This is a genomic window from Lentzea sp. NPDC051208, from assembly GCF_040682435.1.
Taxonomy (GTDB): Bacteria; Actinomycetota; Actinomycetes; order Mycobacteriales; family Pseudonocardiaceae; genus Lentzea; species Lentzea kristufekii.
The window spans coordinates 252,207-276,410 of record NZ_JBFBAW010000013.1 but is presented as its reverse complement, the minus strand read 5'-3'; the positions used below and the strand labels follow the sequence as shown (position 1 = coordinate 276,410).

Below are 24,204 nucleotides of genomic sequence, written 5' to 3'. Positions count from 1 at the left end.
GGCTTGCTGTGCACACCCGCTCCTCACTCCTCCGAACGGTACTTCCAGTACCTCGCATGTAGTTGTCGTAGCAACGTTTTGAGCTCTTCCACCACCTCGTCTCCGTCGCCGGCCTGCATCGCCTCGTGATAGGCCAGCCTGCACTCCGCCATGAGCTCACCACCGGTGCGCCGGTTGACGATCTCCAGATCGTGCACCTCCAGGTTCGCGTCCGCCCACACCAACGCGATGTATTCGTCGATCGCCTGGCCGGGATCGACGACCTCCATCAGGAGCTCTGCAACCTCGTCGACATTCTCGGTATGAGCAGGTGGCTGGCCCTGGTCGCCCAGCATGTCCATCAGACCCTGTGCCGCGGTCGCCGCGTCGTCGTCGGCAGACGGATCGAACTCATGCGCGGCACCCATGTCGAAATCGAAATCCTCCATGGCTGCGTCGTCGTCGGAAGTCCATTGATGTGGAGCTGCAGCGGGTGCCGATGCATCGGCATTGATGCCCAGCCGCCGCCCTTCAGCTTCGAGCCACGCCAGCCATCCGTTGTCGTCGACCTTGGCGGCCAGGGTGTCGTAAAGCGCCTGGAGCGGCATGCCGAGGCCGGAGGCCACGAGCCGCAGATCCCCGGTGACGCTCACCGCCTCCACCCAGGCCGCCGGCGATCCCTGCGCCCGCAGATCACCGACGACGTGGTGAATCTCGGTGTCGAACAGGATGTGCTGCCGTGTCTCGCGCGCCAGGGCGTCGTCGTCACCGATGTAACCGGCGTGCAGGATGTCGAGCCGATGGGCCACCACGCGGCACCACAACCTGGCCAGGTCCTCGGTCACCCGGCAGTTGACGGCGATCTCGGCCACGGTGTCGCCCCACAGTTGCACGGCGTCCTCCTCTTCCCATCCATCGGCCACCGGCAGGTCCTATCCGGATCGGACCTGGAACTCCGCGTGGCCCTCAAGTCAGGTCACGAGTCTTCACCGCGCCAGCCCTCTCCGCACCGGGGGTTTCCCCCAGTCCTTCTGGGCATCGGGTCGGCCGCCCTTTTGGGAACTCCATGTCCCCTTCACCTCAACGCAGGTCGAACGCTCGTGCGGTACGCGGCCGTCCAACAGCGACGATGTGCGCTGCCAGAGGTGACCGACCTCCGGGGGAGCAGGGATTAGGGATTTTCCCCGGTGCCGGGAGCTGGGTGGGCGCTCAGACTTGCGCTGGTCGAGTTGTTCTGCGGCAAGGAGAAGCTCATGGTCCCCAAGACGACGATCGAGCCCACGGGCCGGGTCAGGGCGATGCTCCGAGCCGTTCGGGCGGGCCGGTGCGAGTTGTCCGGTGGCACCGAGCCGGACCTGTTCGTCGACGGCGTTCCGTTCTGCGACCAGCCGATGGCCCATGTGGTCGTCAACGCGGGTCTCATCGAAGCGGAGCGGCCCGTGGCACTCTGCGACCGTGCGTGCGCACGGCTGACCCCAGCCGGTATGGCGCTCATGGGCGAGCACACGGAGTTCTCGGCCGCAGCGTGAGTTGCGTGCGATGTGGGTGTCGCTCCCGCCCGCTCTATCGGGTCGGACGGTGAGCCCCGCACCTCGTCGCCGCTGATCACCCAGGCCCGATGACCGGCGCCGGTGTCCGGCGAGGGCCGGCTGTGCTCCTTCGCGAGCGAGCGCCCACGAGGTCGGCGGTGCTTGGCCGGCGCTCCATGTCCGAGAGATCCGAGGCGCGGAACACGATGTGCGCAGCGCGGAGACGCTGCGCCCGAGCAATGCGGTTCCCGCATGTGCGGCGGCCGTAGCAGGCCCTGAGCGCGCCAGAATTCCGCGACCTACGGTGCTGGTGTGTGGCCAACGTGAGCACCCAACCGGCCGCCGTCAGCCGGCACGCCGCCGGGATCGTTCCGACGATGTGGTAACCGGTCCGCCCTGCTGCGGTTCGGTCAGCAGGTTCACGAGCAGCTCGCCACGGCGTACAGGGCCTGCAAGCGACGTCGCCTGACCCGGCCGCGACGCCGAGTTGCCCCATCTCGCTGTGCCGCGGGGCGTTGGGGAGAACCACGCCTGGCAGCGAGCCGGGGCCGGGCACCGAGGCAAGCGCTTCGATCGGCCTGACCGGTGTTGCAGCGGACTTCGAACGTCCTCTCGTCCAGGAGCCGCGTCGGCCATCGAGACAGGTGGTGGCACGAGCTGCAGGCCTGTTGGCGCGGCCGCAGCGAGGATGCTTGCACGGTGGTCGGCACGTGGAGCGGTCGTTCGGCTGGACCGCAGGGTTGTGGTTGGCCACCCCTGAATCTCCGTGTTATCGCCGCGTTTCATCATGGGGCAGCCGCGGCACGGCCGCTTGTGTCGCTCGAGGCGATCATCTCAGGATCGTCCTGGTTGATCAGGATGGTCGGCATGGAACCCTAGTCCGCCAGTACAAGGGTGTTGCCCTGGGGACGAAGCCTCCTCGGACGCCGATGCTGGACATGTGAGAAGCAGCGGCTGCGTCGGGAGGTGGAAGATGAGCGATTCGCTCAGGCAAGAGCTCGTTCCTCTGCTCACTCGCGTGCTCAACGCCAACCTGGTCGTGCACTTGCCCCAGCTCATCGGTGGTGTGGCGCCGCTCGGCGTGGTGGCAGCCTTCACAATGGAGTCGGCTGTCCGTCTCGCTGCCCAACTGGCGGCTGTCCTGATCGTGGCGGGCTACCACGTTGCGGTTCGGCTCGTGCACAGGCGGTCGAGGCCGGGCGGCGCGGAGGTGCGCGGCGCGGCAGCAGGCCTGGCTTCCCACGACACTTCACCGGCCGGTGGAGGACTTGACCGCACCGGCGTCGAACGCGTGATACGTGCCACTGCACGTGATGGGTGGCTGATGACGGGCGGAGGAATTCCGGTCATGGCTTACCCCGGCGGGGAAGAAGGACACCGGCGCTCGAGACCCCGAAAACATTCCAGCAGTGAGAGGTTCGATTTGATCGACAGTTTCCGTGGCGCCGTCGCAGTCGTCGCTACGCAGGCCTTCGCCGAAGATCGCTGTAACCGCGGATCAGACGGTAGCGGTCACGGGCTCTACGGACTGGCGACCTTGAAAGGCATGCGCTCGTAGCACGTTGCGACGTGACGTCGAGCCCAGCTGACGACCACGACAACTGGTCTCGACTGAGGCCCGCTAGGACATACGATCCCCGCCGGGTGCCGAGTTTGTTCGGACGAGGATGTCCAATGCGCTGGTGAAGCCCTCCATCCATGGCGAATCGCATCAAGGCGGCCAACACGACGGCGAGCGGCAGTCCATCAGCGTTGCAGCGGTCCGGGAGAGCACGACGATCAAGCACGCAGCACCACGAATCGCGACGCTGCCATGTCTCGGGTCGTCGGCGTGGGCACGATCGTCCTCGTCGCCCGGCTTGCGCACGATGACGGGTGGCAGTGCGGCACGGTCGTTGGTGTTGCTTGGTGGCTGCTCTGGTTGCAGGATCTCTGTGAATGCCGATAGGGAACTCTCGCGGTCGGCCCGGTGGACGTTTCGCGACCGTCTCGACGAGCCGAGCTGCTCCACTTCGAAGATCAGCGACGGTGTTCTGTCGCACCACGATGCCAGACGCTCTGCCTGCACGCACCCGTGCCTGACGCGCAAGCGGGAGGCGAAGAAGACTGTTCCCCAAGAGGCGCGACGCCGTGGTCAGCGGCGGTACCCATACGCACGATCGTTGGGTTCACGCTCAACGGAACCTCTCACAACCCGGCGCTGAACATTCCCGTCCTCCTGGACACGCGCCGGTGCCTCCGCCGCCGGCGCCAGCGGCGGAGCGGCTACGACAGCAAAGACTCAGAAACAGCCTGGACAGCCTGCCGCACAGCCGCTCCCAGATCCATGACGCCGGATGACGAAGACCTTCGAAGATGCCCCCGTTCGCCGGGCATCTTCGAAGGCTGCGGCTACCTCACGGCGGCGACGTACGAATCCAGAGAGCCGCCTGAATGCGGTGTGGTCACTACTAAGAAATCGGACCGCAGTAGAGCATGACCTGGCCCGTCTTCGTGATCACGTCTTCGTTGTAGAACTCGGCAATTGCGACATGTGCTTCATTGTTGTCGACCTCGCTGACCCGATGGACCGCGCTAGTGCCGATATTGTCATACTTATAGTAGTCGAAGCCGTTCTGCGAGCTGGTCACGATAAATTTCCACCCTTGGGTGCACGTGTACTGTGGAGAAAATGCACTGCTGAAGGGTGCGACCTTGACTGGCATAGTTGGGAAACGGAATTGCTGCTGAACTAGGTTCCAGTACACAGGGGTGGGTGACTGGCCGATGTTGCCGTTGTGCACGCCGATGTACTTGCCGCTGTGCAGGGCCTTGAGGGCGTACCTCCCAGCTCCATCGTGGACGGGGGTGAATTTTTGGTTGGACCCACCGGTGCAGGTGTACTGGTGGATTCCTGTCCAGTCGGAGGTGAAAGCGCCGTAGACGTCCAGGCATAGGGTATTGCCCGCGTGGTAGGTGTGGCGGGGATGAATCGTGAAGTAAGGATTGTTGCCGTACCAGCCAGCGTTACGGAACTCGAAGTCTTGATGGTCACCGTTGGTCGTGGTGTTCCAGCTCTGCAGCTGCACTCCACTCGACGTCGAGGCTTGGGGTACGGTCATGAAGCCGCCGCTCAGTAGGGAGTAAACCCCGTTCGCTTGCGGTGCAGCGTATTGGGTGGCCGTCGCTGTTGTGGCGGTGGCTGCGATCGCGCCAAGAGCCATAGCCAGCACGAAGCCATACGACGCCACACGGCGTCCGATCGCTCCGAGAGAACGTACCTTTCCTGATGAATGCATATCAACTCCTCGTGCCGTGGTTCTCCATGTTTAGTCGTGACGACGACGCTGCGGTGTGTCCAGTGTTTACCGGTTCTCGCTGTTTCCGCTTTAGGATGCGGCGAATGTCCGTGGAGCGCGTTGTCGTATTGGTCCGGTGGACGTCCGCAGACGTCGCGGCCAGCCGAGCAGCTCCACTCCGAAGACCTGTCATGGTGTGCCTCACGACGATGTGGGTAGCTCGGCCTGCATTACTCATGGCCGCCGCGCACAGGCCTCCAGGTGGCCTGATGCCCGTGCTCAGAACCTTGTACTCCTGGAGTCCTGTCCCTGTCCGACGTTTGAGCCGGGAGATCTTTGTTAGCTGTGTGGCTAGTTCGGATCGCAGCGAAGAGTCATGAAGGCCTTTTCGTAAATATTGCCGTCAGCGTCGTAGTGAAGGTAGGAATATGCGAAGCTGTCCCTGGCTGACGGTTCGTACAACATACTGCCCCGGTGGGCCGCACCCTCGTTGTCTGGGTAGCCGCCGCCGTAAAAATCTGCACCCAGGTTCATGAAGACCTCGTAGCTGCGGTTTGCGAGGCGCTCACCTTCGTGGAAGAAGTTTCGCACCCTGAAATGCCAGCCGTCAGGGCAGGTGTCGTGGTCGCGCTTTCCGATGCCCAGCTCGATATTGGTGATCGTCCTTGTGTTGTAATCGAACGTCACGCGGGTGAGATCCCAGGGTGTAGGGTATGTCGACTGGCCAATCCATCCGTTGTTGGATACGGAAAGGTAGAGCCCACTGAGCGCTGCTTTGAGTGCATATTGAGTGCTACCCAGGTAGACCTGAAACGGCTTGGACTTCTGGTGATGACCCGTCGTGCATTCGTACTGGTGGTGAACTCCCACCCACACGTCGGGACACTTCGCGTGTCCATTGTTGTAGGTGTGTCGTGGGACTATGTAGAAACTCCGTCGCCTGCGTCTCGGAACTCGAAGTTCTGGTGGGTTCCGCCGGAGTTCGCGCTGACGTTGAGTTGTACGTCCGACATGGACTCGTTGGGAACGGTGAGCACTGCCCAGGGAAGTTGAAGCCGTTGTTGGTCAGGGTGTAGATCCCGGTGACCACCGGAATACGCCTGCCGATGCCTTCGGAGGGGAAGAGCCAGCGTTGCGGCTAGCGCAAGCAACGCAGCGGCGGCGATGCCCACACGTCGCCGTTCGCTGCTCTGCGGTGCGCAGATTGTGGGAATGATGGTCACGGTTTCCTCCAGTCGGACGGTCCGCGAATCTGACCGAACGTCGTTGCTGTGCCGATCTGACGGCTCACTCAGTCGAAGTTGGGAGCGCTGTTCGCTGCTGAGCAATCTCTTGTCTCTTAACATAGGTGGCCCTCATCACAAGCACCCTGGGGCAACTCCTAGTTCGTTTGAACGAGGGCTTGCGCTCATTCCAGAACTCAAGCGCTGTGGAAATGCAATTCCTCGACACTACTGATCAACAACGGGAGGGGATGCGCCCGCTTCTCGGGTCGGTAGTTCAGTCATGCCCACCGTCAGGGTGTCGACCTCAAGGTCCGGCGCGGCAGAGGACGCCGCCCTTTGGGGCGGCCGGACAGACCACGAGTTCGGCTCTGTTTCACGCGTCCGTTGGGCTGGAGGGGTGGACTGACCGGTTTTTACGCTGGTCAACAGGCCACGAACGGAGCTCACCATGGAAATTGATCACGTCGGCCTCACCGTCGCCGGCCTGTGGAACGACTGGACCGAACGCGGCGATGAACTCGGTGCCCTGGTCCGCGATCTCGCCGCGCAGTTGCTGTCACCGCCTGTCGACGTGGTCGGGCGGCTCGTCGGCACCGAAGTTCAACGTGCAACACGCCAGGCGATGGACGGCGTAGAGCTCCTGGCGTTCGAACACGCTGCCGGTGCCGAGCCCAGCGCGGTCACGAAGCCAGGCGCCGTCCACATCGGTGTCCGGGTCCCGGACCTGGACACCGCGGTGGCAGCGGCCATCAGCGACTCTGCCGAGGAGATCGGTCAGGCTGTGCAGATCGGCGAACTCGTGCACCGATTCGTCCGCTATCCCGACGGATTGATCGTCGAGTTCCTGGCACCGCCGGCGCAGGACGACTGAGGTGGATGCTCACATGACCATGTCACAAGGAGCGTTCCTCGTGCTCGTCGCGGCCGTGTTCGCCGAACGTGCGCTGGAACCGCGGATCAGCCGACGGCATCTCGCCGGGATGCTGGAACGAGGAGGCCGTGTCCGCGTTCCCGGCCGCGTCGGGACGGCGATGCTGGTGCTGCACCTCAGCTGGTTCGTCGCGATGATCGTCGAGGTCATGGCGTTCGACCGGCCGTTTCACCCGTGGCTCGCGGCCGCGTGTTCCGCGGCACTGGCGGCCGGCATGACGTTGCGAGCCCTGTCCATGCGGGCTCTCGGCGACAGGTGGGCGATCCAGGTGGCCACCATTCCTGATGAACCTCTTGTAGAGCACGGAATTTACCGCTACTTGCGGCACCCGAACTATCTCGGTGTCATCATCGAGATGCCGGCATTGCCGCTGTGGCACGGGGCCTGGGTCACTGCTCTCGTGTACGGCCTCCTCAACGTCGCCTTCATGGCGGCGAAGATCGCCCTCGAAGAACGGGCTCTCGCACAAGACGGAGGCGAGGCAGCCACGCGGCTGGCGCGGCTCCCTCGCCTCGTTCCGGGCATCTTCTGATGCCCGTGCGGCTCGTCGGCTACTTGGCTGTGGCCCGCGCCTGAGCACCGTCTCCGTTCGGCTGCAGTGAGCGGTTGGCGTAGACGGTGCCCATCGACTCGTAGTCCAGTGTGTCGCCCTGACCGGTGCCGACGACTCGCGCGGCCAGGTCCAGCGACGCCATGCCGGCCGTTGCCTTGGCGAGCAGCTTGTACGGCTCGGCGTCGAACTGGGTCACCAGGAGGTCTCGTTGCGCGGTCCACGGCATGGCGTTGAACAACTCGAAAAGCGTCTGGCGTCCGCCATAGCTGTCGCAGACCATGTCCCACCCGAGGTGCAGCACCCGTGCGCGATCCCGTGCGGCGGAGGACGGGCTGCTGAACGTTCTATCCAACGTCTCGCCGACAGCCGGGTGATCGAAGGTCGCCTCGGTCGGCATGTTGATCAGGCCTTGGCTGCCGAGGTCCTGCACGTAGCTGATGATGCGCCGGTAGTGCTCGACGGAGTAGGCCCGCCCGGTGGTGACGAGAGTCGAGTCGGGCATCCAGTACCCGCTCGTGCTGAGCTTTCCCTGGTCCTCAGACGCGTGGATGAACGCCCGTAGCGTCGTGAGATACCTGATCGTCTCACCGAGCGCCTCCCGTGCCTGAGGTGTCCGAGCCCTGCCGACCATCTCGGGGATGAGCGCACACAGTCCGAGCAGCACCTCGGCTTTCACCGCGAGGCGGCAGATGATGCTCCAGTGAGCCCACTCCGTGATGCGGGGGAACACGGTCAGCGCGAACTTGGGGTCGCCGTAACTGAAAACCCTGTTCCACGGCACGAAGACGTCATCGAAGATCAGGATCGCATCGTTCTCGTCGCCGTACTGGCTCACCGGACGATCGAACGCGTTGCCTTTGCCGTAAGCCTCGCGGGCAACGATGCGCAGACCTTTCGCGGCCATGGGGGTGGAGAAGTAGACGACGTGCTCCGGCGAGAGACCAGGCCGCGGGAACGCTCCGACGAGGCACTCGTCGGCGTGCACCGCGAACGTGGCGACACTCTTGACACCACGTACCACCACGCCTTCCTCCGTCTGTGCCACGACCTTCAGCAACGAGGTCTCTGGCAGCTCGGACGCAGGGTCGAGTGGCGGATCGATGAACGCGTGTGCAAGCGCAAGATCGCGCTCACGGGCGTACTTCCAGTAGTCGACGATGTTCTGCTCGAACGCTGCGTCACCACGGCTGAAATCGTGCCGGATGTCGAGCATGCCGAGGTGGAACAGTGGCACGTAGTCGACCGGACGACCGAACAGGCCGCCGGTGTGGCGTGCGACGGCCTGAAGATAGGCGCGCCGCCAGGCCAGTTGCTCGCGGTCTCGCGGTTCCATCCAGGCGCCGCCGTACCGCTGGCCGTCCTCCGCGACGAACGTCAGCGTGTCCTGCCACTCGTCCGTGCGGGCCAAGTCGTACATGCGAGCGAACGTCTCAGCCACGCCGCACAATCCGGGCTCGCTGGTGACGTCGTCGACGCGTCTGCCGTCGAGATAGACCTCGCGGCCGTCGCGCAGCGACTCCAGGTAGTGCTCGCCCGTGCGCAAGTTTGCATTCATGTCACGTCCCATTGGTGTGAGAGGGCTCAAGACCGTCGATCGCACGAAACGCCGACAGGTCGATCAGCGGTCCGCGGCCCCGTTCCTGTTGTGGTGCACGTGGCTTCGGGTGGTGACGTCCTTCCACCACGCGGCCATGCTCGCCTCGTCCATCGAGCTCCATCCGGGGGCTGCGGGATCGTCCTCTCTCCGAACAGCTTGCCCAGGTTCACCATGTTCTCGTCGCGGCGTGGACCTCCTGGTTCCGGTGGCGAAGTGCGGCATCCTCGACTCGTGAGACGACCGGTGTGTCAACGTCCACCAGAACCCGCTGCGTCCGACCTGAGACAGACGCGCCTACCACTGCAGCAAGACGGATTCAGTTGCGAAGCCAGGGCCCATGGCCATCAGGAACCCGTACGTGCCCGCCGGCGGGGGAGGTGCGGCGAGCACTCGGTCCAGCATCACCAGCACCGTGGCCGACGAGATGTTGCCGACGTCGGCGAGCACTTCGTAGCTGAGCTGGAGATCCGACTGGGACAGGCCGCAGAAGCTCTGGATCGCGTCGAGCACCTTCGGTCCTCCGGGGTGGACGATCCAGAGGCCGATGTCATCGATGCACAGTCCCTGCTGGGCCAGAAACCCTTCCACCGCATCAGGCAGCGCCGCCTTGATCATCGCCGGAACCTCAGGACGAAGGACGCAGCGAAGGCCGGTGTCGACGTAGTCCAGTCCCATCAGCCGTTCACTGTCGGGAACCTGGACCGATCGGGTCGCCAGGACCTTCGGATGTGGCCGTCCGTCGTCGGCGAGCGGATGCTCGTCCCCGACCATCACCGCCGCTGCCGCGCCGTCGCTGAACAGCGCCGCTGTGAGGATGTTGGACACCATGTCGCTGTAGGCGGACGGATTGTCTCCGAGCTGCTTGTCCAATTCGGACAGGTCGCGTTGGAGGGCGCCATACCAGAAGATGGACGAAAGTTCGACGGTGAAGAGAACCGACGCGTCCTCTGGATGCCCTTCGAGGTAGTCGTGGGTCCGTGCCAGCGCGGCCGCTCCCGCCATGCAGCCCTGGCCGAACATGGGCAAGCGTCGTGTCGTAGCAGCGAACGGAACGCGGAAGAGCACCCTGGATTCGAGCGACGGCATGGAGCTCAGGTATGTCGCCGAGGCGACCTGCGCGATGGCCGCTGGATCCAGCCCGACATCCTCCAGGAGCGTCCGGAGCAGCGGCACGACCAGCTCCGTGGCTTCGGTAGTCGCCCTGGTCATGGCCGTACCGGGGCCGGGCGGGTCGAAGACGTCGTCCAGGGGCAGACCGAAGTGGCGTCCCTCGATCATGGAATTCTTGAACAGCTGGTCGATGACGTCGAGGTCGGGGAAGGTCAGGTCCGCGCTCCGGAACCACCTGCGCAATGTCGCGGCGAGCATGGTCTGGCTGTAGTACCTCTCGGGAAACCGCACCGAGGTCGAAATGATCCTGCTCATCGAGTGCTCCCGATCGTCCTGAGCGCGAAACCGGCATCACCGGTACCTGTGCTGGCGTTGTTCAACTCAGCCGCGACGAGCCGCGGCACGTCGGCATCCCGTCCCACCATCGACCGGTGATCTGCACGAACCTCGTGGATCACGAATCGCCCGGTCGTGAGCTCACGCCATTGTTCGATCTCGTCGTGCGCGACGGCTTTGTCGTCGGTGGCGGTGAACGTGACGATCGTGCAGTCGAGTGGAGCCGACGAGGCGTGGACGTAGGTCTCGACGACAGCGAGGTCTGCCCGCATCAGCGGCAGGTGGCCGACGGTGAAGTTCGGATCGCCGGCCATTGCTTCGGTGACGAGGCCACGGTTCGTGAGTTCGGCGACGAGCTGGTCGTCCGGCAGCCGATGCAGAGGACGGTTCATGTCCTCCAGGTGGGGCGGCCTGTGCGCGGAGACGCAGAGGTGCGTCGGTTCCGGCAGGGCTCGGCGGCGCAGGCCACGCGCGATCTCGTAGGCGATCAGCGCGCCCGATCCGTGACCGAACAACGCGAACGGGCCGTCCACCGTGGCCGTGATGTCGTCGATGAGCAGGTCGACCAGCGCCTGAGCCCGTTCGATCGGCGCCTGAGCGGCTCGCGCTCCCCGGCCCGGTACCGCGAGCGGCTGAACGGCGAACGAGTCCTCGGCGACCTCGGCCCACGGACCGAAGACCAGCTCGGCATCCTCACCCAGGTCAGGTACGCACAGCAGCAGTGCCGGTGCTGTCCGATCCGTCGCGGTTCCATGTGCTGCCTGCGGTGGCACCGCGGCGGCAACGGGTTCTGAGCTCGCGGCCAACAGCGCCTGGACCTCAGTGCTGAGCTGCGCGACCGTGGTGTGGAACGCCGCTTCGCCGAGGGGCAGCGTGACGCCGAGGTCTGTGCGCACTCGATTTCTGAGGTCGAACAGCATCAGTGAGGAGATGCCGAGCTGGCTCAGCGGAGAGTCGACGTCCAGGCGCGCTGTCACCAGGCCGACTGCGCCCGCGACCACTTCGCACACGTAACGCTTCAGCTCGGCGGTGCGCGCGGCCGGGTTGAGGGAGAAGTAGGTCTTCCTCGTCAGCGGTAGGTCATTTGGCTGTACGACAGGCACTGACGTATGCGTTGACTCTGCGGGACGCACCACATCTGCCTGCACCGGCGCGGCAGCTAGTGGCGACGCAGGACGAACTACCGCCGGCTCGGCCAGCCAGTAGCGTTCCCGCTGCCAGGGAAGCGGTGCGAGGTCGACTCTGCGGCCTCCTGCCGGCTGCACGCTCGGCCAGTGCGGACGGTGTCCGCGGACGTAGAGCCGGCCGAGAGTGCGCAGCATCGCCGATCGTTCGTCCTCCTGGCGATGCAGCGATGTCAGCACGGCCACATCGGACCCCGCTTGCCGCACTGTTCGTTCCAGGACCGGCGCCAGCGTCGGATGCGGGCTGACTTCGATCAGCGCGGTGATCCCGTCGCGCAGCAGGTCCCGGACGGCGGAGTCGAAGCGAACCTGGCGTCGCAGGTTCTGGGCCCAGTAATAGTGGTCGAGCTCCGTTCCTTCGATGCGGGCGCCCGTCACGGTCGAGTACACGGACACGGCCGTGGGGTGGGGCGACATGACCGACAGACCGTCGCGCAACTCCGCGCAGAGGGGATCCATCTGAGGGCTGTGCGAAGCGCAGTCCACCGGTACCAAGCGGCAGTAGCGGCCTTGTCCCTCCAGACTTTCCCGCAGTTCACCGAGCGGCCCCGGTGCGCCGGACAGAACAACCGATCGGGGTGAGTTCACCGCTGCCACGACCACCTGGTCGCCGTAGCGGCGGATCTCCTTCTCCGCCTCGGACTCCGAGAGCTCGGCGACCGCCATGACACCCTGCCCGCTGGTACGTGCCATGAGATTGCTGCGCAAGCAGATCACTCGCGCCGCATCTCGCAGGTCCAGCGCGCCGGCGACGTGGGCCGCTGCCACCTCTCCCATGCTGTGCCCGACGACCGCTGCGGGTTCGACACCCCACGACCGCCAAAGTGCCGCCAGTGCCACCTGTACGGAGAAGACCACCGGCTGCACGACATCGACCCGGCTCGATGCCGCTTCGGCCTGCTGTCCCATGAGCTCGTCGATGACCGACCGGCCCGTGAACTGACGGATGGCGCTGTCGCATTCGGTCATCGCCGTGCGGAAGGCGGGCTCCCTGAACAAGCTCCGCCCCATGCCCGGCCAGTGCCCGCCCTGACCTGGGAACACGAAGGCGATCGGGTCCTCGCGGTCGGGACGAGCCTCGCCGATGGCGAGCGAAGGAGCGAAGCGGCCGTCGAGGAACCCGTCCAACGTCTGCCGGAGCTGCCGGCGGGACACCGCGGTGACTGCGATGCGATGGCGGAGCTGGCTGCGGTGTTCGCCGCTCGTGTGCGCCATGTCCCGGACCGTCACACCTTCTGCCCCTCCAGCAAGCTGTTCTGAGGTCACCGCGACCCGCTCGCGCAGCGCCTCGGCGGTGTGACCTGATACGACGAAGAGGCAAGGGAGATCGTCATCGGTTGTGATCTCGGTGCACGGACGCAACGGCAGCGCATCCGGCAGTGGCGTTAGCTCGGTGTCCGGGGTGAACACACGCGACCAGCGGATCGGCGCTCCGATCTCGTGCAGTCGTGCCAGCGAACGGAGCATTTCCGCCCGTCCTGGCGTGCCGCGCCGCATCGAAGAGAGGACCACACCCGCCTGCCCGAGTTGTGTGAGTTCCTCTGTGATCGGCCGGCTCAGAAGCGGGTGCGGACCGATTTCGAGGAAAACGTCGTGTCCCGCAGCGACGAGTTCGTCGATGGCCGAGGAGAACAGGACGGGCCGGCGCACGTTGCGCATCCAGTGCTCGGCTCCGAGCTCTTCTCCGCTCACTCGGCCGCCCGTCACCGTCGAGAAGAGCGGCACCGACGACGGCAGGGGCCGGAGCCCGTCGAGGCATTCGCGCAACTCGCCACTGATCTCATCCATTTGCGGGCCGTGGAAGGCGATGTTCACCGCTACCGCTCGACAGGTGACGCCTTGGCGTTGCAGCTCGGCCGAACACCGTTGGATCGCAGGAATCACTCCGGAAAGGACGGTCGAACGCGCGCTGTTGACCGCGGCGATGGCCACCTCGTCTCCGAAGTCGGCAATGAGTTGCCGGCAGTCTTCACGGTCACGATCGACGACGATCATCGCGCCGTGGCCTTCGGCCCGACGCTGAAGCCTGCTCATGTGATGAACGACGTGCATGGCTTCACGAACGCTCAGGCTTCCCCCGGTACAGGCAGCGGAGATCTCACCGGCGCTGTGACCGATCACCGCAGCGGGCTCGACGCCCCAGTCACGCCACAGCGCCGCGAGCGCGATCTCCACGGCGACGAGCAGCGGTTGCGCCACATCGACGTTGAAGGCCCGTGCGTTGCCGTTTTCCGCGCCGCCGCTGCCCGTCAGCTGCTTGCAGAGCGACCACCCGCTGAGCGGCGCGAAGTACTCGTCGCATTGCTGCAGCGCCGCGCGGAACACTGCTTCGCTCTCGAACAGGTCGCGGCCCATACCGTGCCAGTGGCCGCCGTTGCCGGAGAAGACGAAGACAGGTGCGGACGACGTCACTTTCTGGCTGACCGGGAGATCACGCGGCAGTTCGGCGAGCTGCCGCATGATCTCCGCGTGGGAGTCGCCCACAGCGGCGAAGCGAGCGGGTCCGTCCTGGGCCAGTCGCACGGCGGCGGCGAAGCCGAGGCTGCTCAGTGGTACGTCGGTCATCTGGTCGGAGGAGATGTGCCGGCGGATGGCAGAGGCCAGCTCCACGAGCTTCTCCTCGTCGGGAGCCGAGAGTGGTAGGACGCAGGTCTGTTCTCTGTGGACTTCCTCCACAACGACGTGGCTGTTGGTCCCGCCGAAGCCGAAAGCGCTCACTCCCGCGATCGCGGGCGTCTGGTGGGCGGGCCACGGTGTCGTCTTGTGCTGGACGCGAACGTTCTGAGCCTCGAAGTCGATGTGCGGGTTGGGAGTGTCGAAGTGGAGGCTGGCCGGAATCCGGCGGTGCCGGACGGCGAGGACGGCCTTGATCAGACCGGCCGCACCCGCGGCGGCCTCGAGGTGTCCGATGTTGGTCTTGCAGGAACCGATGAGCAGAGGCTGGTCCTTCGGACGGGCACGACCGAGGACGGCGCCGAGCGCGTTGACTTCGATCGGGTCACCGAGAGCGGTGCCCGTGCCGTGCGTTTCGACGTACGCGACCTGTGAGGCGTCGACGCCGGAACGCTCGTACGCGTCATGTAGAAGTGCTTGCTGGGCTTTGGGATTCGGGGCGGTGAGACCGTTCGAAGCCCCGTCGTTGTTCACCGCACTGCCGCGGATGACGCAATGGATGCGGTCACCGTCCAGCAACGCCTGCTGCAACGGCTTGAGGACGACCACACCGCCGCCTTCGCCCCGAACATAACCGTTGGCGCGCGCGTCGAAGGACTTCGACCGGCCATCCGGGGACATACCGCCGAACTTCGACATGAGGACGGAGGTGCGTGGACTGAGCATCAAGCTCACCCCACCGGCAATGGCGAGTTGGGACTCGCCGCTGCGGAGGCTTTGACAGGCGAGGTGCACTGCGACCAGCGAGGAAGAGCACGCCGTGTTCACCGAAAGGCTCGGACCACGCAGCCCGAACGCGTAGGAGATCCGGGCGGCGACAATGCTCAGGTCCTGACCCGTGGCCGTGTGCGACGTGATCGCATCGAGCTCGCCGTCGCGCAAACGGGAGTAGTCGTCCCACATCGCCCCGATGAACACCCCACTGGGGCTGTCCTTGATCCGCTCGACGTCGACGCCGGAGTCCTCGAGGGCCTCCCAGGCGAGTTCGAGCACAAGCCGTTGCTGCGGATCCATCTGCACGGCCTCGCGAGGCGAGATGCCGAAGAAGAGGGGATCGAAACGATCCACCTGGTCGAGGAAGCCGCCCCAGCGGGTGTTCATCTTGCCGGCGGCGCTCACGTCCGAGTCGAAGTGATCGCGCCAGAGCCAGCGATCGGCTGGTACTTCCGTGATCGCGTCGGCTTCCTCGAGGAGAAGCCGCCAGTACTGGTCGACGTTCGAAGCTCCGCCCGGGAACCTGCCAGCCATACCGATCACTGCGATCGCGTCCTGATTCGCTGACGGTCGTTCCCGGACGTCACGGCCGGTGCTGGACGTGGTGTCGTGGCCGGCAAGGTGATCCGCGAGCTCCGCGATCGTCGGAAACTCCCAGGCGATGGTGGGCCGCAAGGCCTCGCCCAGTTCGGCTCCCAGTTCGGTCACCGTCGTCATCAGCTGCGCTGACGAAAGACCGGCGTCGGTGAAGTGAACACGAGGGTCCACCGATTCGGCCGGCACGCCGAGTTGCCGGGCGACACACCGGGACAACCACGAACGCAGGTTCGCGGAGCTGCGGATCATCTCGTACTCACCGTCCCTGAATCCGGTTGCGTGGCGCTGCGGCAGGTTCTGACCGTGGCAGGGGCCGGAGGCTCCTGGACGACATGCACGTGGCCGTGCTTATGACGCCAACGCAGGACTGACTTCCTGATGGTCGGCCCGGTGCAGCTGGATCGTTTGGAGTCCGAGTCATGGCCGCTCCTGCCCCGTGGTCGGTGCTCGTGGACGCTTGGCGGTGAGCGGATCGAAAAAGCCACCGGACAGGACGATGCGCCTTGCAGGGGAGTGCGGTGCAGAGTTGAACGGCCCGCGCAGGAGACCGCGAACGATGCCTCATGGGGCACGAGCCGGGGCAACCAACTTCGTGATCAGTCGCGCAGGTGAGAGTGATCTGGTCAGGCGAGCGTCACAAACGGGAGCCGCCATTCCGGTGCGACCAGCAGGCGGGTCAGGCCCATTTGCGGCGAGCGGTGGGACTGCGGCGTGAGTGTGGTGCCGTGCAACCGTTGTTGCCGGGCATGAGATCGCGGCCGCCGCAAGAGTGTCCTCGGGGTGGCGGTAGTCGGCCGGCGGGTTGGGGCGTTGGGACGTGTGTAAGCAGGGCGCCAGGAACTGACCGCCCTGTACGCTCATGGTCGCCCTACAGCACAAGGGCGGGTGCGGATGTCGTTAGTGGTGAATTCTGGCGACCTCACCAGTAACGACCTCCGCACCCGCCTTCGCTTGGACCTTGTTCAGGCCGGGTCGCAGTAGAGACGGACGTGGGCCGGGACCTCCCACGGGTGTCCAACTGCAACGGACCACCTGTACTCGAACTCGGCTTTCCTTCGGAAGGTGCTGGAGTCATGGCCGTCGGAGTAGTCGACCTGTCGATGCCAGAGATTTGGGTGGTTGTACCCGAGTTTGTCGAACGCGATCTCATACCCCGATGTCACGATTCCTCCGCTGGCTGGCCGGAACTTCCAGCCGTCGCTGCAGCTGTAGACGGTGTCGTCATTTTCCCAGACCCCTGGGTCGCTTTGGACACCGATGACCTTGGTGACGTAGTGGAAGCTCGCCTTGTTGATCTCCCAGTAGTACGCGGTAGGTGACTGGCCGATGTTGCCGTTGTGAACGCCGACGTACTTGCCGCTGTGCTTGGCTTTGAGGGCGTACCTGCCGTAACCGTAGGTGATGAGGCTGAACTTCTGGTTGTCGGCACCGGTGCAGGGATACTGCTCGATGCCGACCCAGTCGTCCCGCGAACCGTTGTGAACGTCCAGGCACAGCTTCCCTGACTCACCGCCGGCGTTGTAGGTGTGCCGGGTGACGACCGTGTAATAGACGCCGTCGCTGGTGCGGAATTCGAATTTTTGGTTCTCTCCACCCGTCGGCGTGAAGGCTTGAAGTTGGACGCCGGCGTTCAGTGAGGCGTACGGAACGTCCAGGTTCGCATTCTCGTGCGTGAGGGTGTAGACGCCGTTGTTGACAGGGCTGACTCCGGCCGATGCGGTACCGGGCAGAACAGTCGTCATACTTGCGAGCATCATGACGCTGATCGCCCCGCCGACGACGGCGCGGCGGGTCTTCGGAGTGTAGTTCGAGGTTCTGTGGGGAGAATTCACGAAATCAGCCTCCTCGTGGCTTCGGTGTGGTGTGGGCGAACTCATGATGCGAGCGCGGCGAACTTGACTCAGCATGCGCCCCTGTCCCATTCCCGCGCCCTAGGGAAGAACCCCAGGATTCCGGCAAAGTCAGGTCGATGCTGGTCAGGATGGATTTCGGGCAGGGTTGGGACGCCGAGCACGGCCATCGCGGTGCGTCTACCGCCGGTGTGGGCGACATAGCGTTCTATGAGAAACGCTTGTGCCGCACCGGGAAATGTCACGTCCTAGGGGAGGGAACGGGTAGGACCTGGATGGTGCGGTGTCCGCGGCGCTCGTGCCCGGTGTCCACTATGGCGTGATCTTGGGCAGCGGACCAGGACAGGGCGTCGAGCTGGGCATAGAACCGGTGCTGCTTGTGTTTGGCCAGCAGCACGTGGTCTGCGCCGCGACGCAGCAGGTCGGTGACGGTGGCGCGGACGGTGTGCATCGCGTCCGCGGCCACGGTCGCTCCCGCCAGGTCGAGCTGGTCGAGCAGCGCGGCGGAACGCCCCGGCCTCGTTGAGCTTCGTATCGACCAGGACCTGCGCTACTAGGGCCTGTATCGAAGTCCCGTTCGATGAGAGTCGCGCCCGAGGTGGTTTATGGCGGTGCGGCCTTAGGGCCCACATACCGGTGGATACAGGCCCTAGCGGCGAATTCGCCTGGCAGAACGCGGGCCGGCAGATGCACCGCACCGGACCCGTCCGGGCCGCGAGTGCCGCGCGCGGTCTTGCGCGGTCCATGGCGATCACCGCCGGCTCGCCCGCCGACCGCGGCTGGCGGGCCTGGCTCCAGATCGTGATCACGACGTCCACCCCGTCGCTGTCGACCTGTTGCAACACCCGTGGCACGTGGCTCACCTGCGGTCCCAAGCGGATTGTTACGCGTACGGCGGACAATCCACGTTGGCGTTCCATCAGGGCGGTCGGGTGTCGCCCGGTTGACGCAGACGTCGATGGCGGTCATGGGCGGCGATGTGACGGGATCAGCCCACGTCCCGAGTCAGGTGACGACGACGCGTTGCTCATTGGGCAGATCACATCAAGCCAGCCGCGTCACGCCGGTGAGTGTCCGAGACGGCGCGCAGACCGCGTCACGGGTATCTGTCCCCACACAGTCGGAGTGCGGTTGCTGTGCTCGTCACACAGCAACCGCACTCGTGAACACCCAGCACTTGCCCATACCAGTCCGGCAACTGATCGGAACCCGCCTGAGCGTTGGTTCGATCCGTCAGGCGCCGTAGTGGACCGGTGCTTGAACGGTGCCATCGCCGTTGCCCATCAGGACCGCGATGGTTCCGCCACCTCCGTTGGCGACGACGAGGTCTTGCTTGCCGTCGCCGTTGAGGTCGCCGTGAGTAACAGCCCACGGCACAACGCCCACCGGCAGGACCTGCGGGGCCTGGAGAGTGCCGTCACCATTGCCCAACAGGATTCTGAACGTCGGCTGCACTCCGTCGGTGGACAGCACGTCCTGATTACCGTCGTTGTCGAGGTCCACCACGTCGTTGCACATCGCAACGATTCCGGAGGGGTAGTAGTCCGCAGCTTGGAAGCTTCCGTCCGGGTTTCCCAGCAGCACTGCGACGGTGGAGCCGGCCGCGTTCGACTCGATGAGATCGATGTTGCCGTCCGCGTTCAGATCAGCATTGCTCTGGCACCAGGGTACGAGTCCTACCCAGTAGTTCTTCGGGTATTTGAAGGTGCCGTCGCCGTTGCCCAGCAGAATGCCCACCCGCTGAGTCGCTCCCGCTCCGCGTGCGATGTCCAGGTTGCCGTCGTGGTTGAAGTCTCCGACGGTGATCGCCACGCCGATCAGTTCTCCCACGATCGGGATGCCGACCGGACGCGTGACCGACTGGCCGAACGTTCCGTCACCGCGGCCCAGGATCACCGTCATGCTGCCGTCGAGGCTCGTGACCGCGACATCGGAGTGGGCGTCGTTGTTGAAGTCACCGGACGCCACTCCGCCGGGCCCGATCCCCGCAGGTAGAAGGATGACGGGGCGGAACGACCCGTCCGGATTTCCTAGCAGGATGGACACGTTCGCCGTGGCGACGTTGGACACGGCGAGATCGGGATTGCCGTCCTCGTTGAAGTCGTCCATCACCTGGAAGTCGCCGCCCAGCGCACCGAGCGAATAGTGACGAGGGGGGTGGAAGGTTCCGTCACCCTTGTTGAGGAACACGGACTCGTGGCCGCCGAGGAACTGCTCGACCGCGATGTCCATGTGGCCATCCTTGTTGAAATCGGCGATCGACATCAGGCCCGGCGCCACCGGCGGCCCGACCGGTAGAGACAGTGCCGAGGCCGAATGCGCGGTCTGCGCGAGCGTGAGAGCCACACCAATCGCCGTCGCTGTGACGGCTTTCCTGATTCTGACTGCGTTGCGATTGCTGGATACCATCCGGCATCACCTTTTCGGTGTAAAGCTGCGTGAACGCGAGCATGAAGTTCGGACCGTAACGTTCTCCACGCCGTGAGTCTCTGGGGTTAATCCCTAGTCGAGCTCTGCTTGCCGCGATCTTCATCGAGCTTGCCGATTTCCGGCGACCTTGGGCTGGGTGGCGTGTTCGCAGAGGTCTGGCGACCATCGGTGATGACCGGGTCAGACACAGGACCAAGGTGGCGTCGTGCTGCAAGCTCCACCGGGACACGGTCTTCTGCACCCAGATCTGCCCGGTCAGCACTGGAGTGGCACGCGAGCCGCGAGGACGCTCGTCGTGACGTCCGATCGACCCTGTAGATGATCGACCAGCCCCAGGGCCTCATGTTCGCGGGACGGGGCCTGGAGGTTGCGGCGCATCCGAGGCCGAGCGGGTCGGGCGTTTGCTTGGGAGTTATGTGACTGGGCGGAGGATCGGGTGGCGAAGGCGTTCGTGGTGGCCCACGGGTCCTACGAGTCCGAGGGACGGGTCGACGGCACCGGCGTGGTCGTGCCGAACGGCAAACGGGTGTCGTGCTACGCCGATCCCGACACCCGGCTGCCAACCGCGGTTCTACTGGCGGCGGTAAACGCCGGTGACGCGCGGCCGCGCCACGTTTACACGGCAGGTGATGTACTGCCGAACTATTAGCTCAGGCCTTTCGAGCCCGACGAGCACACCTGCTGCACGCCTCGCTGTCCTCACGCACACAGGCTGCCGTCTACCTGCTTGCCGCGAGCACATCCGGCGACTGCCAAAGGCACCCGCCAGGGACTCTGTGCGTGAGGCTCGCGAACATCGTCGGCACTCGACTCCACAGCACGTCGATGACTGCCGTGAGCTGTTCGACTCTCTCGCGGAGGACGACATCCACCTGCTCACGTGCCGAGTACGCAGCCGCAACGTGCCTTGCCCTGCGACCGTTGCCTTCGACGACCAGGAGGACTACCTGCAGACCGTCTACGGCTGGGGGCTGCGCGTGCTCGCACAGGCGGCCAGCGGGGATCGGTTGGGCGCTCTGCGATTTGTCCAGTCATTGCCGGGGCCGTCGGCCGCGTCGTTGCTGACCGTACGCGCGCTCGCCGTGTGGCTGGATCAGATGCACGATCCGCTGCGTGGTCCGCGCGACGCTCGGTTAGCCCAGGTGTGGTCGGCGGTCCGTGCAGGCGGTCCTCACCTGCACCCGACCAGAAAATCGATCGGCGTCGGAGGCGAGCGCGCGTCAGGCCGCGTCCTTGCTGGAGGCCGCGACAGCCACCCGGTGCAGTGCACAACCGCACTTTGCCGTGCTCGGCGGGATCCGGAGCAGCCTGCTCGCGATTAGGGTGAACGCAGCGCTGATTTATATTGTGGGTAGATGTAGCAGATGTTGAAGCGCACTTGCAGGAACTGCAAGAGACATGCAAGACTGCGCTCATGCGGATCGTGGACGTCAGCACGTATGTCCTGAAGTTGGAGAGCCCGAAGGCCTACCTCGCCGCACTCGAGGGCGGTGCCGAATCAGCGGTCGAGCGCGGGTACTCAGTCGGCGAGCCGTGGCGAAGCCTGTATTCCAGCCGGTTCGAGACGATGCTGGTACGCATCACAACAGATGAGGGTGTGTCGGGCTGGGGCGAAGCGCTGGCGCCGGTGGGCCCGGAGGTGCCTGCGGCGATCGTGGATCGGATGCTGGCACCGTGGCTGGTCGGCCGTGACCCGCGGGGCGTGCGCCCGCTGTGGGACGGTCTCCGCGATCTGATGCGTGAACGAGGCCATCTCGTAGGTCATCAGGCCGACGCGTTGGCGGCAGTGGACATCGCGCTGTGGGATCTGCAAGGCAAGATCGTCGGCTTGTCCGTCGCGGAGCTGTTGGGGGGCGCGAGACGCACTCGTATACCGGTGTATGTGTCGGGACTGCCGGAGCCGACAGATGAGGCGCGTGCGCGCCTGGCTGCGGAGTGGGTGACCAAGGGCGCCACTCGGGTGAAGCTGGCCTTGGGCAAGGGCGTCGCGGCCGATCTGGCAACCGTGGACGCGGTGCGAGCCGCAGCGCCGTCGCTGGGCGTCGCGGTGGACGCGCACTGGGCGTATCGGTTGGGTGAGGCGATCGAGCTGGGGCAGGAACTCGACCGGCGCGAGGTTCTGTTCTTCGAGGCACCGTTGGCGCCGGAGGACATCGCCGGACATGCCGACCTGGCATCCCGGCTGCGGGCGCCGATCGCGGTGGGGGAGGCGCTGCGCAACCGCTACGAGTTCGCGGACTGGCTCGGCAGGCGTGCCTTGCACCTGGCCCAGCCGGACGTGGCGCGTACGGGAATCACAGAGGCGATGATCATCGTCGATCTGTGCTCGGTGCATCACGTGCCGGTGGCGTGCCACCACTCCGTGGGCCTCGGCGTCGCGCTTGCCGCGGGGATCCACGTGTCCGCCGTCGCGCCGGACGTGCCGTTCTTCGAGTTCCAGCCCACCACCGCGCAGGTCGCCCAACGCATCCTGCGCAACCCGCTGACCTTGGGGCCGACCGGGTTCGTCCTGCCCACCGGACCTGGGCTCGGTGTCGACATTGATGTTGAACTCGTGACTGCCCTCGCGAAGGAGAGTCGACCGTGACCACCTTGGGCGCCCCGTCGGGCCTGATCCCGGTTCTGGCCACCCCGTTCACCGAGACAGGCGTGCTGGATGTGCCCTCGCTGCGCTCGCTGGTGGAGTTCCAGCTCTCCTGCGGCGTGGACGGGCTGGCTGTGTTCGGCATGGCCAGTGAGGGTTTCGCCCTGACCAGCAGCGAACGCGTCAAAATCCTGCGAGAGGTGCGTGCTGTCGCGGGAGCCCAGATGCCGATCATCGCGGGGATCAACGCCACCAGCATCCAGACCGCCCTCGAGCAAGCCGCCGCCGCAGTGGAGGCCGACCAGTTGATGGTGCTGCCGCCGTATCTGGTCAAGCCCGCGCCCGACCAGGTCGTCGACTTCTACGCCGAGGTCACGGAGCACGCTCAGCTGCCGGTGATGGTTCAGGACGCCCCAGGCCCAACCGGAGTCGCGGTCAGCGTCGCGGCTATCACCGAACTGTCCCACGTGGACGGGGTGACGTCGGTGAAGGTCGAGGCGCCTCCCACGCCGGCGAAGGTCGCTGAAGTGCGTGCGCGAACCGATGCTTCGTTCGCGGTGCTGGGCGGACAGAACGCCCAGGCGTTGATCGAGGAATATGACAACGGCGCCGTGGGCACGATGCCGGCGTGTGAGTTCGCCGATGTGCTGCGCGTGGTCCTCGACGACTACAGCGCAGGGCGGCGGGCCGTCGCCCGCGCCGGGTTCGCCCGGCTGTTACCGCTGATCCACCTCGGTATCCGGCCGGGTCAGGCCTGGGCCGTCCACAAAGAAGTCCTGCGCCGCCGCGGTGTCATCGCCTCGGCCGCGGTCCGCTCGCCCGCCCGTGAACTGGACGCGGTCACGGGGAAAGCACTCACCGAGATCCTGGACGAACTGTCCCTGCCGATCTGGCGGCGACCGTGACGCGAGTGGTTCTGATCATCGGGGGCGAGTCACCCATCGGGCTGGCCGTCGCCGAGGCCTTCACGGGTACCGGGGACAGGGTCGCGGGCATTGGCCGCAAGCTCTGCGATCACCACGCCTACAGCTGGTTCGGCCAGATCGACGCATCCACCCCGGACGGAGCCACCGCAGCGGTTGTTCGAGTCGTGGCCGAGTTCGGTGGGTTGGACGTACTCGTACTGGCGGCGGCTGCCCAGCCTGTGGCCGCCGCGGCGGCCACCACCGAGGAGCAGTGGCGCACGGCCATCGACAACACCCTGGACGCCGCTTTCTACCCAGCCCGGGCAGCTCTGCGGGTTCTTCCTGCCGGCGGCAGCATCGTCGCGATCACCTCGGTCAACGGATTCCTCGCCGCGCCCGGCCTGCCCGGCTACACCGCAGCCAAAGCCGGCGTCAACGGTCTCGTCCGGCAGCTGGCCCTCGAATACGGGCCACGCGGCGTGCGGGTCAACGCCGTCGCCCCTGGCGTGATCGGCACATCAGATCTTGCCGGCATCGCCGAGGGCTATCCGTTGCGCCGCACGGGTCAACCTCACGAGGTCGCGAGCGCGGTGGCGTTCCTGGCCTCCCCGGACGCCTCGTTCATCACCGGGGTCGTTCTCCCCGTTGACGGTGGCCTTTCCATCGCCTCACCCGCGGCTTTTCTGCGCCCTGATCTTCGCGCCCGTTTCCTCGACTAAGGAGTCCGC

General features: G+C 65.4%; 18 protein-coding genes and 1 pseudogene. 8 read left to right on the top strand and 11 right to left on the bottom strand.

Annotated elements, in window-relative coordinates:
- Positions 1 to 23: 23 nt before the first annotated feature.
- The gene (locus AB0M48_RS30155) at positions 24 to 872 is read right to left on the bottom strand and encodes a hypothetical protein (RefSeq protein ID WP_363848496.1); all 849 of its coding nucleotides are present in this window, start codon (positions 870 to 872) and stop codon (positions 24 to 26) included.
- 294 nt (positions 873 to 1,166) lie between these two features.
- Here AB0M48_RS30155 and AB0M48_RS30150 point away from each other — a divergent pair, with 294 nt between their 5' ends.
- Positions 1,167 to 1,508, top strand: coding sequence for a hypothetical protein (locus AB0M48_RS30150; RefSeq protein WP_363848494.1), 342 nt, complete (start codon positions 1,167 to 1,169; stop codon positions 1,506 to 1,508).
- Positions 1,509 to 2,481: 973 nt separating this feature from the next.
- Positions 2,482 to 3,066: a hypothetical protein gene (locus tag AB0M48_RS30145; RefSeq protein ID WP_363848492.1), complete on the top strand. Its 585-nt coding sequence runs from the start codon at positions 2,482 to 2,484 to the stop codon at positions 3,064 to 3,066.
- Positions 3,067 to 3,219: 153 nt separating this feature from the next.
- Here AB0M48_RS30145 and AB0M48_RS30140 read toward each other — a convergent pair whose 3' ends face one another.
- From AB0M48_RS30140 to AB0M48_RS30130, 3 genes are all read right to left on the bottom strand, one after another.
- A complete protein-coding gene (locus AB0M48_RS30140) occupies positions 3,220 to 3,576 on the bottom strand; it encodes a hypothetical protein (protein WP_363848491.1) in 357 nt (118 codons plus the stop codon).
- A 382-nt stretch (positions 3,577 to 3,958) separates the two neighbouring features.
- Entirely contained in the window at positions 3,959 to 4,786 is an 828-nt protein-coding gene (locus tag AB0M48_RS30135) for an RICIN domain-containing protein (RefSeq protein WP_363848488.1), read from the bottom strand.
- Between the two features lie 351 nt (positions 4,787 to 5,137).
- Positions 5,138 to 5,662, bottom strand: a complete 525-nt coding sequence (locus AB0M48_RS30130; protein WP_363848485.1) for a hypothetical protein — start codon at positions 5,660 to 5,662, stop codon at positions 5,138 to 5,140.
- Positions 5,663 to 6,460: 798 nt separating this feature from the next.
- Between AB0M48_RS30130 and AB0M48_RS30125 the strand changes: the two genes are divergently transcribed.
- Positions 6,461 to 6,883, top strand: coding sequence for a hypothetical protein (locus tag AB0M48_RS30125; protein WP_363848483.1), 423 nt, complete (start codon positions 6,461 to 6,463; stop codon positions 6,881 to 6,883).
- Between the two features lie 13 nt (positions 6,884 to 6,896).
- A complete protein-coding gene (locus AB0M48_RS30120; protein ID WP_363848480.1) occupies positions 6,897 to 7,475 on the top strand; it encodes an isoprenylcysteine carboxylmethyltransferase family protein in 579 nt (192 codons plus the stop codon).
- A 19-nt stretch (positions 7,476 to 7,494) separates the two neighbouring features.
- On the opposite strand, the gene AB0M48_RS30115 is transcribed toward AB0M48_RS30120, so the two are convergent.
- The 7 genes and pseudogenes from AB0M48_RS30115 to AB0M48_RS30085 all read right to left on the bottom strand — a co-directional run bounded on the left by AB0M48_RS30115 (position 7,495) and on the right by AB0M48_RS30085 (position 19,837).
- Positions 7,495 to 9,051: a 4-hydroxyphenylacetate 3-hydroxylase N-terminal domain-containing protein gene (locus AB0M48_RS30115; protein ID WP_363848476.1), complete on the bottom strand. Its 1,557-nt coding sequence runs from the start codon at positions 9,049 to 9,051 to the stop codon at positions 7,495 to 7,497.
- Between the two features lie 336 nt (positions 9,052 to 9,387).
- On the bottom strand, positions 9,388 to 10,371 hold the full coding sequence (locus AB0M48_RS30110) for a 3-oxoacyl-[acyl-carrier-protein] synthase III C-terminal domain-containing protein (protein ID WP_363848474.1): 984 nt from the start codon (positions 10,369 to 10,371) through the stop codon (positions 9,388 to 9,390).
- 143 nt (positions 10,372 to 10,514) lie between these two features.
- Complete coding sequence (locus tag AB0M48_RS30105) at positions 10,515 to 14,183, bottom strand: acyltransferase domain-containing protein (protein WP_363848551.1); 3,669 nt, start codon at positions 14,181 to 14,183, stop codon at positions 10,515 to 10,517.
- Positions 14,184 to 14,393: 210 nt separating this feature from the next.
- Positions 14,394 to 15,956: pseudogene (locus tag AB0M48_RS30100) on the bottom strand (type I polyketide synthase); the annotation flags it as partial.
- Between the two features lie 713 nt (positions 15,957 to 16,669).
- Entirely contained in the window at positions 16,670 to 17,539 is an 870-nt protein-coding gene (locus AB0M48_RS30095; RefSeq protein WP_363848471.1) for an RICIN domain-containing protein, read from the bottom strand.
- A gap of 259 nt (positions 17,540 to 17,798) precedes the next feature.
- On the bottom strand, positions 17,799 to 18,023 hold the full coding sequence (locus AB0M48_RS30090; protein ID WP_363848468.1) for a hypothetical protein: 225 nt from the start codon (positions 18,021 to 18,023) through the stop codon (positions 17,799 to 17,801).
- A gap of 767 nt (positions 18,024 to 18,790) precedes the next feature.
- A complete protein-coding gene (locus AB0M48_RS30085; RefSeq protein ID WP_363848465.1) occupies positions 18,791 to 19,837 on the bottom strand; it encodes a VCBS repeat-containing protein in 1,047 nt (348 codons plus the stop codon).
- Positions 19,838 to 20,423: 586 nt separating this feature from the next.
- On the opposite strand from AB0M48_RS30085, the gene AB0M48_RS30080 reads away from it, so the two are divergent.
- The 4 genes from AB0M48_RS30080 (at position 20,424) to AB0M48_RS30065 (ending at position 24,195) form a co-directional block, all read left to right on the top strand.
- Positions 20,424 to 20,636, top strand: a complete 213-nt coding sequence (locus AB0M48_RS30080; RefSeq protein WP_363848462.1) for a putative adhesin — start codon at positions 20,424 to 20,426, stop codon at positions 20,634 to 20,636.
- 765 nt (positions 20,637 to 21,401) lie between these two features.
- A complete protein-coding gene (locus tag AB0M48_RS30075; RefSeq protein ID WP_363848459.1) occupies positions 21,402 to 22,574 on the top strand; it encodes a mandelate racemase/muconate lactonizing enzyme family protein in 1,173 nt (390 codons plus the stop codon).
- Positions 22,571 to 23,476 carry a dihydrodipicolinate synthase family protein gene (locus AB0M48_RS30070; RefSeq protein WP_363848456.1) on the top strand — a complete coding sequence of 302 codons (906 nt, stop codon included), beginning with the start codon at positions 22,571 to 22,573 and terminating at the stop codon, positions 23,474 to 23,476. Before AB0M48_RS30075 ends, AB0M48_RS30070 begins: the two co-directional genes overlap by 4 nt.
- Before the next feature lie 5 nt (positions 23,477 to 23,481).
- Positions 23,482 to 24,195 carry an SDR family oxidoreductase gene (locus tag AB0M48_RS30065; protein WP_363848453.1) on the top strand — a complete coding sequence of 238 codons (714 nt, stop codon included), beginning with the start codon at positions 23,482 to 23,484 and terminating at the stop codon, positions 24,193 to 24,195.
- Positions 24,196 to 24,204: the final 9 nt, after the last annotated feature.